This window comes from Ilumatobacter sp., assembly GCF_041688325.1.
In the GTDB taxonomy this organism is placed as follows: Bacteria; Actinomycetota; Acidimicrobiia; order Acidimicrobiales; family Ilumatobacteraceae; genus Ilumatobacter_A.
In genome coordinates this window covers 1-10,096 of sequence record NZ_JBDNIJ010000228.1, presented here as the reverse complement: position 1 = coordinate 10,096, position 10,096 = coordinate 1, and the positions used below count along the sequence as shown (strand labels likewise).

The 10,096-nt window shown below is 62.4% G+C and carries 8 protein-coding genes; all 8 read left to right on the top strand.

The genetic code is table 11. The features are described 5' to 3' along the window. Positions 1-146: 146 nt before the first annotated feature. The 8 genes from ACH2EI_RS13110 to ACH2EI_RS13075 all read left to right on the top strand — a co-directional run bounded on the left by ACH2EI_RS13110 (position 147) and on the right by ACH2EI_RS13075 (position 9,774). Positions 147-809, top strand: a complete 663-nt coding sequence (locus ACH2EI_RS13110) for a Crp/Fnr family transcriptional regulator (RefSeq protein WP_395153754.1) — start codon at positions 147-149, stop codon at positions 807-809. Positions 810-982: 173 nt separating this feature from the next. Continuing rightward, positions 983-1,420: an ArsI/CadI family heavy metal resistance metalloenzyme gene (locus ACH2EI_RS13105; RefSeq protein ID WP_395153755.1), complete on the top strand. Its 438-nt coding sequence runs from the start codon at positions 983-985 to the stop codon at positions 1,418-1,420. Between the two features lie 52 nt (positions 1,421-1,472). After that, the gene (locus ACH2EI_RS13100; RefSeq protein WP_395153756.1) at positions 1,473-2,123 is read left to right on the top strand and encodes a pyridoxamine 5'-phosphate oxidase family protein; all 651 of its coding nucleotides are present in this window, start codon (positions 1,473-1,475) and stop codon (positions 2,121-2,123) included. Between the two features lie 102 nt (positions 2,124-2,225). Continuing rightward, positions 2,226-4,496: an arylsulfatase gene (locus ACH2EI_RS13095; RefSeq protein ID WP_395160326.1), complete on the top strand. Its 2,271-nt coding sequence runs from the start codon at positions 2,226-2,228 to the stop codon at positions 4,494-4,496. A 201-nt stretch (positions 4,497-4,697) separates the two neighbouring features. Further along, complete coding sequence (locus ACH2EI_RS13090) at positions 4,698-5,678, top strand: ATP-binding cassette domain-containing protein (protein ID WP_395153758.1); 981 nt, start codon at positions 4,698-4,700, stop codon at positions 5,676-5,678. Continuing rightward, on the top strand, positions 5,675-6,499 hold the full coding sequence (locus ACH2EI_RS13085) for an ABC transporter permease (RefSeq protein WP_395153759.1): 825 nt from the start codon (positions 5,675-5,677) through the stop codon (positions 6,497-6,499). Before ACH2EI_RS13090 ends, ACH2EI_RS13085 begins: the two co-directional genes overlap by 4 nt. Before the next feature lie 82 nt (positions 6,500-6,581). Then, a complete protein-coding gene (locus ACH2EI_RS13080) occupies positions 6,582-7,907 on the top strand; it encodes an MFS transporter (RefSeq protein ID WP_395153760.1) in 1,326 nt (441 codons plus the stop codon). 229 nt (positions 7,908-8,136) lie between these two features. Further along, complete coding sequence (locus ACH2EI_RS13075) at positions 8,137-9,774, top strand: AMP-binding protein (protein ID WP_395153788.1); 1,638 nt, start codon at positions 8,137-8,139, stop codon at positions 9,772-9,774. The last annotated feature ends 322 nt before the right edge of the window (positions 9,775-10,096 follow it).

The window sequence follows — 10,096 nt, the reverse complement described above, 5'->3', positions numbered from 1 at the left end:
TGGAATGATCGATCATCCGACGGTCGCCGAGCAGCTCATACTGCTTTGGTTTGCCAAATCTTTGGCCATTGCCACCGCCGACAACAACAGTCCAAACTGTTTCAACATGCGGCACAGCCTCGGAGGGTAGTACCGTGACCTGCGTCATGGCTCACGAAGACATCCTCGCCCGAACCGACTTCTTCGCCGACGCGCCTCCGGAGGCGCTCGCTGCAGTGTCTGCAGCAGGCCAGGAGCGACACCTGATCCGCGGCGACGTGCTGTTCAACGAAGGCGACCCGCCCGATTCGTTGTATCTGGTAATTCGCGGCCGCATGGCCATTGCGATCGCCAACCCAATCGACCGTCGCGAGAGCGTCGTTGCGCTGATGGAGCCCGACGATCTGTTCGGCGAGATGAGCATGCTCGACAACGGCCCCCGCTCCGCCATGGCCCGTGCGCTTGAGCCCACCACCGTGTTCGCCATCCCCTTTGAGCCGATTCTGGCGATGTTCGATCAGTATCCGAAGCTGCTGTGGAACGTCACCCGCATGCTCGCTCAGCGAATCCGCGTCACCGACGAAGCACTCGCCGACTCGGTGTTCCTCGACGTCACCGGCCGTACTGCCAAGCGCCTCCTCGAGCTCGCTGACGGGTCCGACCAGTTCACACTGCCGGTCACGCAGGAAGAACTCGCTGGCATGGTCGGTGCATCCCGCGAGCGCGTCAACAAAGCGATTGCGAGCTTCATCCGGCTGGGTTGGCTCGAACAGCAAGATCGCACGTACCGCATCACGCAGCGCGATCGCCTCGAACTTCGCGCCCGCTGACGCCGCCGCGCCGAACCATCTCCGAAATGGAGACCGTTTCGCTCACTCAACAGCCAGTTTTGATCTCCATTTGAGGGATGCCGCAAATTCGTATTGCCATTGATCGATATGTTGGTAACGTATTGATCATCATCAATATAATATCGTCGTCGTCTTCTCGAAAGTGATCCCCCATGCGCCTACAACTCGCTCTCAACGTCACCGATCTTGGCGAGGCGATCGACTTCTACTCCAAGATGTTCGGGGCCGAACCCGCCAAGACCAAGCCGGGCTACGCCAACTTCGCGATTGATAACCCGCCGCTCAAGCTGGTGTTGTTCGAAGTCGGCAGCGACCACCCCGAGGCCGCTGCACGCGGTGAGTTCCACCACCTCAACCACCTCGGCGTCGAGGCCGAAACAGCTGCCGAGGTCGTCGCAGCCGATGCCCGCATCACCGACACCGGCATCGCAACCACCGGCGTCGAAGACGCTGTGTGCTGCTACGCCGAGAAGACTGAAACATGGATGCAGTCGCCCGAAGGCGCCAGGTGGGAGTGGTACGTCAAGAGTGGCGACACCAACCAAATGGATCACGCCACCGTCGGCACCTCTGGCGTCTGCTGCGGCTAAGTCTCTCGACCACCGGCCGGGTCAACGGCTGCCATCTCTGCGAAGCTGCGACATGAGCTTCTACGGAGACGAACAGCGCGCCCTGCAGGCACGCTTCGACACCAGCAACCTCGCCGCGGCGTTCGAGGCGACGATCATCACCGACTCGATCGACGTCGATCAGCAGGCCTTCATTGAGGGACGCGACCACTTCTTCCTGTCGAGCGTGAACGCCGACGGCTGGCCGACCGTCTCGTACAAGGGCGGCCCCATCGGGATGGTGCGAGTGGTCGACGAGCACACCGTTGAGTTCCCCAGCTACGACGGCAACGGCATGTTCCTGTCGATGGGCAACATCAAGTCGGCTGCAAAGGTCGGTCTGCTCTTCATCGACATGGTCACACCACAGCGACTTCGGCTCCAGGCGACTGCCGAACTGTCCGACGATCCGGACGCACTCGCTCAGTGGCCCGGCGCCCAACTGATCGTCCGGGCTACGGTCGCCAACGTCTTCCCAAACTGTGCCCGCTACATCCACCACCATGAGCGAGTTGCATCGTCGAAGTACGTGCCCGACGCAGCCGGCGGTCAGCCGGTCGCCACGTGGAAGCGGATCGACATGATTCAACCATTCCTACCCGCACGCGATCAGGGTCCCGCCGCCGAGGCTGGCACGATCACCGGCGACGAATACGGCCAACACGTCGCCAACGGCACCAGCTAATCGCACAGACACAAAACAATATTCGGACAAGACTGTCACGCTTTGGTCTGACCGGAGCATGACAGTGGCCCTTGCGGTGGGGTTCGTTTACGGTGCTGTTGTATGGGTGACTTTGAAGGAACAATCGGGACGACAGTGGCGGATTCGACACCACACTGGCCTGCCCCTCCGACACCGCCCGGTGCGAAAACCAATGTGCTGATCGTGCTGCTCGACGACGTTGGGTTCGCCGACTTCGGTTGCTACGGCTCCGAAATTTCCACCCCCACGATCGACCGGCTCGCCGCCAACGGCCTTCGGTACACCGGCTTCCACACCACAGCGATGTGCTCAACGACCCGCGCCGCACTGCACACCGGGCGTAACCACCACGACGTCGGGATGGGCTGCCTCGCCAATTTTGACAGCGGCTTCCCCGGCTACCGCGGCAAGATCGCCGCCGACGCCCCAACGCTCGCCGAAGTCCTTCGACCGCACGGATACCGCAGCTACATGGTCGGCAAGTGGCACTGCACGCCACTCACCGAAACCGGTGCGACCGGCCCGTTCGACGGCTGGCCGCTGGGTCGCGGCTTCGACCGCTTCTATGGATTCCTCGACGCGGAAACCGACCAGTACTCCCCCGAATTGGTGCGCGACAACACACACGTCACCGCTCCCGGCAACTACGCGTCCGGCTACCACGTCACCGAGGACCTCGCCGACCAAGCCATCACGTACCTGACGAGCCACGTCGCCGCCACACCCGACGTGCCGTGGCACATGTTCCTCGCTCCGGGCGCATGTCACGCCCCCCATCAGGCACCGATCGACCTCATCGACAAGTACGCCAAGATCTTCGCGAAGGGTTGGGATCAGACGCGCTCCGATCGGATCGCGGCACAGATCGAACGCTGCATCGTGCCCGACGGCACCGAGCTGCCCGACCGCAACCTCGGCGTCAAAGCCTGGGACGAACACAGCGACGACGAGCAACGCCTGTTCGCTCGGCTCGCCGGCGCGTACGCCGCGATGCTCGAACACTTCGACCAGCACCTCGGCCGGGTCATCGACACCCTCAAAGCGACCGGCCAGCTCGACGACACCATCGTGATGGTGCTGTCCGACAACGGCGCGAGCCAGGAGGGCGGTCCGCTCGGGTTCGTGAACGCAATGGCACCGTTCAACATGATCAAGGAAACAATCGACGAAAAGATCGCACGGATCGACGACATCGGCGGGCCCGATACACACTCGAACTTCCCGCACGGCTGGGCGATGGCCGCGAACACACCGCTCAAGCGATACAAGCAAAACACCCACAGCGGCGGCGTGCGCGACCCCTTCGTCATCACCGGGCCCGACCGCATCGTGGGCGCGTCGAACGCCGGCGAGCTCCGCCATCAGTTCTGCCACGTCTCTGACCTCGCCCCCACCATCCTCGAACTGCTGGGCCTCGGCGACGCTGCTTCGTCGAACGGCATGACCGGCACCAGCTTCGCTTCATCGATCGCCGACGCCGGCGCGTCGACCGGCAAGACCACGCAGTACTTCGAGATGTTCGGGCACCGCGGCATCTGGCACGAAGGTCTCAAGGCCGTGGCGTACCACTGGCCTGGTACGGCATTCGACGACGACACCTGGGAGCTCTACGACCTCGCCAACGACTTCAACGAGAACCACGACCTCGCCGGCACGCAGCCGGAGCGCCTCCGCGAGTTGCAAGAGATGTGGTGGGCCGAAGCACGCACCAACCAGGTCCTCCCGCTCGATGATCGCTTCGGTGAACGCTTTGCCGAGAACGCCGAACGACACGCCGGTAGCCGCACAAACTTCACGTTCTGGTCGGGCATGGGCCACGTGCCGTCCGACGTCGCACCCGACCTGCGGAGCCGTAGCTACGAGATCACCGCCTACGTCAACACGTCCGGAAATGTCGGCAACGCAGACGGCGTACTGATCGCCCATGGCGATGCGACATGCGGGTACTCACTGTTCGTCCGTGATGGGCACCTCGTGCACGATCTGAACATCGGCGGCACCCACCAGGTCGTCACGTCGGACCGCCGGGTTCCCACAAACGCGACCACGCTCGGGTTCCAGATGCAACGCACCGGCGAGGGACCGTTCCCGCACGGCGTCGGCACGTTGCTGATCGACGGTGAGCCTGCCGGCTCGATGGAAACCGACCAGATCTTCTGGCTCATGATCTCCTGGTCGGGCCTCGATATCGGCCTCGACCGAGGCACCACCGTTTCCGACTATGACGGCACCGGTCAGTTCATGGGCCCCAACAATTACACCGGCGAACTCGTCCGTGTCAGCGTCGACCTCGCTATGGACCAGGACGTCGACCACGACGCCGCCGGCGAAACCGACCTCGGTCGCGAATGATCTGCTCAGGCCCGACGAGCACCCGCGAGTGACCCTTCGCTCCAGTCCACAAGTCACTCGTTTCTGGCCGCGCTCGCAGGCACTCTGGGACGCACGATCCATAGGATCTTGATGCGACGAAGTCTGAGATTGGATGGCGTCGAGGATGAGTGGATGACGAGTCGAGGATGAGTGGATGATGAGCCAGCAACGGAGCATGCAATGACCGCAGCAATCGAAGCACACAACCTGCGCCGTGTATTCGGCGAGAACGAGGCCGTTGCCGGCGTCGACCTCGCCGTCCAGCCAGGCGAGATCTACGGCTTCCTCGGGCCAAACGGCGCCGGCAAATCGACCATGGTCAAGATGCTCTGCACTCTGCTGACCCCCACCTCGGGCCGGGCAACGGTTGCTGGTTTTGACGTCGCGTCGCAGGCCGGCGACATCCGCTTGCGCATCGGCGTCGCCCTGCAGGACTCCTCGATCGACGGTAAGCAGTCAGGCCGCGAAATGTTGCAACTCCAAGGCGAGCTATACGGACTGTCGAAATCCGACATCCAGCAACGCATGAGCGACGTGATCGGCCTCGTCGACATCGGCTCGGCGATCGACGACCGCGTCGAGACGTACTCGGGCGGCATGAAGCGCCGGCTGGACCTGGCGATGTCGCTCATTCACAAGCCGCAGATCCTCTTCCTCGACGAGCCGACCACTGGCCTCGACCCAGCCAGCCGCACTGCGGTGTGGAACGAGGTTCGCAAGCTCAACCGGGAGGAGGGCATGACCATCTTCCTCACCACCCAGTACCTCGAAGAAGCCGACGAACTCGCCGACCGGGTCGGCATTATCTCCGCCGGCAAGCTCGCAACCGAAGGTACCCCGACTGCGTTGAAGCAAACGATCGGCAATGACCTGATCGTCGCCGAAGTCGATGGCGACACGTCGTCGATCGAATCCGAGTTGCGCGGATTGGCCGGCGTGTCGAACGTCGAATCGCGGCCCGGCGAGTTGACCGTGTCGGCCACGAACGGTGCCGCCGTGATCGCCGACGTCGCTGTCGCCCTCAAGGGCAGCGGGGTGACGGTGCAGACGCTCACGTTGCGTACCCCTACCCTCGACGACGTCTTCCTGCAAGTCACCGGCGCGCACCTTGCCGAGAGCCACGCAAGTACGGGTGACGACTCGGAAGGAACCGCATCATGACCGCTATGCAGACCACCTCGACCGACATCCAGACGCACACTCAGCCGTTGGCGCGACGTTCGTCGATCTTCCACGACCTTAAAACGGTTGCGAAGCGGGCGTGCCGCGGTGTGTTCCGTGAGCCCGAGTTCTTCATCCCGGCACTCATTGTTCCCGTGTTCTTCTTCGTGGTGAACATCGGTGCTCTGCAGGACTTTGCCGAACAGTCCGGCGTTGTCGTCGACTTCAAAGCGTTCCAGCTGCCGGTGTCGATTATCTTTGCCGTGACTGGTGTGTCCCGAGCGAGTGCACTCGTCACCGATATCCAAGGTGGCTACTTCGACCGACTGCTGCTCACGCCGATCCGGCGACCCGCTTTACTCCTTGGGCTGATGGCCGCCGACCTGATGGCGGTGATGATGCTCACGGTCCCCGTCCTGCTGCTCGGCCTCGCCGTTGGTGTCAGCTTCATCACCGGCATTCTCGGCATGATTGCCTTCCTGTTCTACGGGGCACTCTGGGGACTTGCGTTCGCTGGTTTCCCCTATGCCATCGCCCTCAAAACCGGCAACCCAGCAGCGGTCAACTCGAGCTTCATTCTCTTCTTCCCGTTCGCCTTCCTGACCACGTCGTTCCTGCCGAAGGAAGCCCTCACCGGATGGCTGGCGACGATTGCCACCTACAACCCGGTCACGTACGTACTCGACGGCCTGCGCAGTCTCATCACTGATGGCTGGGAGTGGGCGACGCTCGGCAAAGGCCTCCTCGCCACCCTGATTCTGGGGTCGATCAGCTTCGCCATGGCCAGCGCCGCAATGCGCGGTCGCATTTCCCAGAAATAGACCTCCACCTTCCGTTTGCGTCGAAGAATCGGTTGGTATTCACGCCGTTTTTTCGACGCAAACGTGAGAAACTGTCGAACAAATGTCAGCCAACGGTCTCCCAACAGACCGACTCGGCGGCAACTACTTCAAGTTGTTCGGCGCGTCGACGATCTCGAATCTCGGCGACGGAATCGGCATCATTGCCTACCCGTGGCTCGCCTCTGCAGTCACCCGCAACCCGCTGCTCATCGCCCTCGTCGCTGTGGTGCAACGCCTCCCGTGGCTGCTGTTCAGCCTGCCGGCTGGCGTCATCACCGACCGGTACGACCGGCGAACCCTGATGGTGATTGCCAACTCGATCAGGGCAGTACTGACCCTCGGCGTGGCGCTCATCGTGCTCGGCAAGCAGGGCGTCCTCCCAAGCCCTGACGACATCGATGCTGGCGCTGTGATCGGCACCGACGGTTTTCTGTACGGGATGGTGCTCGTTGCGACGATGCTGATGGGCTTTGCCGAAGTGATCTATGACAACTCGGCGCAAACCTTCATGCCCGCCATCGTGCACAAGGGCAACCTCGAAAAGGCCAATGGCCGGCTGTGGAGTATCGAGCAGGTGGCGAACACGTTCATGGGGCCACCGCTCGGCGCACTCCTCCTGATCGTCGCATTCTCGGTGCCGTTCTTCGTCGATGCAGCCACGTTCGTTGTCTCGGCGGCGTTGATCGCACTCATCCCGGCGACCAAGCGGTCGGCAAAACAGACCGACTTAGTGGAACGCAGACCGTGGCAAGTCGAACTGAAGGAGGGCTTCTCCTGGCTGTGGTCGCACGACCTGCTCCGCCCGATGGCGATCATCCTCGGGCTCCTCAACATGCTCGGCACACTGTCGGGCGCAACGCTCGTCTTGTTCGCTCAAGAAGTGTTGCGGACCGAGCCATACGAGTTCGCACTCCTCGAAAGTGGCGGCGCCATCGGCGGCATCATCGGTGGTTGGTCGGCATCACGAATCGCGAGGAAAATCGGCTCCGGCCCATCGCTCTACCTCACGCTGCTGCTCGGTGGCCTCACGACCTTCCTGATCGGGTTCGCACGCAACTGGATCTTTGTTTGGGCGATGTTCGCCATCTTCATGTTCTTTGCTGTGCTGTGGAACGTGATCACGGTCAGCCTGCGTCAATCGATCATTCCCAACGAACTTCTTGGCCGCGTCAACAGCGTGTATCGCTTCTTTGCATGGGGGATGATGCCGATCGGCGCAGCACTCGGTGGCCTCACCGTCGTACTGACTGATGCCTTCGCGTCACGCGATATCGCCCTGCGTATGCCGTTCTTTGTCGCCGGCGTACTCAGCGTCGCACTGTTCTTCTTCGCCGCTCCGAAGCTCACCACCGAGAGGATCGAAGCAGCCCGAACCGGCAGTGGATGAGTCGCCGGGCAACAAAGTTGAAGATTGATTAGTCCAAAGAGCCCGCTGCGACGAACTAGAGGTGTTCACATATGAACAGAAAACGTTAACCAACACCCGGCCCCTCCCCCCTGGGCCGGGTGTTGCGTTTTCCAGCCGTTGCTCCTGCGAGACCTCGCGGTACTGATCTGCAACAATGAGTACCGCGCCGTACGTTGAGCGCCCGAAGACCGACACCGGGGGTACGAACATGACCGAACTCGCTTACGCAGCTGGACCAACTGACCGTCCACTCCTCACCGACACAATCGGCCAGAACCTTGCAGCCACAGTCGCTGCACACGGCAGCCGCGAAGCGCTGGTGTCCGTGCACCAAGACATTCGCTGGACCTACAACGAGTTTGCTCGACGCGTCGCCGACCTCGCCAAGGGCATGCTCGGAGCCGGAATCGTCAAGGGCGACCGTGTCGGATTGTGGAGCCCGAACTACGCCGAGTGGACGGTCCTCCAGTTCGCCACAGCCGAAATCGGCGTTATCCTCGTCAACGTCAACCCGTCGTACCGCACCCACGAACTGGCATACGCAATCAATCAGTCCGGGTGCCGCTGGATCGTGGCGGCGCCCCAATTTAAAACGTCCGACTACCGATCGATGGTCGCCTCGGTGCGCGATAAGTGCCCCCAGCTCGAGCGAGCAGTCTTCTTTTGGGATGACGACTGGAACGAACTCTGCAGTGGGTCCAACGCCATCTCCGATACCGATCTCGATGCGTGCCGAGCCGGGCTTTCCTGCGATGACCCGATCAACATCCAGTACACGTCGGGGACAACGGGCTTCCCGAAAGGTGCGACGCTCACACACAAGAACATCTTGAACAACGGGCACAACGTCACCAGCGGGCAGAACATCACCCACGAGGATCGGCTCTGCATTCCTGTGCCCTTCTACCACTGCTTCGGCATGGTGATGGGCAACCTCGGCTGCACCTCGACGGGGGCCACCATGGTCATTCCCAGCGACGCGTTCGACCCAGTCGCCGTGCTCACCGCCGTCGAGAAAGAACGGTGCACCGCGCTCTACGGCGTGCCGACGATGTTCATCGCCGAGCTGGCACTGCCGAACTTCGACGACTTCGACCTGTCGAGCCTGCGCACCGGCGTGATGGCTGGCTCACTCTGCCCCGAAGACGCGATGATCGCCTGCATCGAGAAAATGCACATGGTTGACGTCACCAATTGCTATGGAATGACCGAGACCTCACCGGTGAGTTGCCAAACGATGATCGGCGACACGATTGAGCACCAGACCCAGACCGTTGGCGTCGCTCACCCGCACGTCGAGGTCCGCATCGCCGACCCGCTCACGGGCGAAACGCTGCAGCGCGGCGAACACGGCGAGTTCTGCACCCGCGGCTACTCGGTGATGCAGGGCTACTGGAACGATGACGACAAGACCGCTGGCACCATCGATGCCGACGGCTGGATGCACACCGGAGACATTGCTGTGATGTTCGACGACGGCTACGTGAACATCGTTGGCCGCATCAAAGACCTCGTGATTCGCGGTGGCGAGAACATCTACCCCCGTGAGGTCGAAGAGTTCCTACTCGGCCATCCCAACATCCGCGAGGTGCAGGTCATCGGGGTGCCCGACAAGAAATACGGCGAAGAAGTGATGGCCTGCGTCATCCCCGCCGACGGAGCTGACGTGACCCTCGACGACATCAAGGCCTTCTGCCAAGGCAAGATCGCCCACTTCAAGGTGCCGCGCTACCTCAGCATCGTCACTGAGTTCCCCATGACGGTGACCGGCAAGATCCGCAAGATCCAAATGCGCGATGAGGCCGTCGCTGCGCTCGGCCTTGGCGACTTCGTCGCCGACGCCTGACGGCGTCCCTCATCGCCTTCTCGGGCTACCGCCCGACGGTCACTTCGTGCCCGTCCAGGGCACCGTCGTCGCATCGCCTCACCCGCGCCCTGCGCCCTGCGCTTGCGCCCTCGACCTCCGCCCTCGCCCCTCGCCCTGCGCCCTCGCCCTGCGCCCTCGCCCTCTCCTACGACCTCTCCTGGTACTCCTGGGCTTGCTCTGCTCCGAGCTCTTCGAGTTGCTTCGCGCGGAACGCTTCCCTTTCGGCGCGCCTTGGGTGGATGAAGCCTTCGCCGATCAACCGTTCGCCTGCTCCGAGCATCACATGGCGCGCGATGCGACG